This window comes from Gilvimarinus sp. 1_MG-2023 (assembly GCF_030548285.1).
In genome coordinates this window covers 1-236 of record NZ_JAUOSC010001711.1, presented here as the reverse complement: position 1 = coordinate 236, position 236 = coordinate 1, and the positions used below count along the sequence as shown (strand labels likewise).

General features: G+C 52.1%; 1 protein-coding gene. It reads right to left on the bottom strand.

All coding sequences use genetic code 11. The features are described 5' to 3' along the window. Positions 1-236 (bottom strand): hypothetical protein (locus tag Q4563_RS22610; protein WP_303606147.1); only part of this gene is annotated, 236 nt, incomplete at both ends.

Genomic DNA, 236 nt, shown 5'->3' with positions numbered 1-236 from the left:
GAGTATCCCTGTAGTGCATAACATCCGGGATGCGGCTGTCGTTTACAGAGCCCCAATTAGATTCATTGCCGTTAGTGTCTCCGCAGTACAGCCTGCAAACAGCTCGCTCAAAGGTAGTGTTGTTGGCGCTATAAGCAAAAAACACAGTGCGGTCGCTGAATTTGAAGTCCGGGAACTCGACGCGGCGCTCTTCGCCCGGCTCAAGAATAAGCTCGGCCAGCAGATAAAGTTTTGGC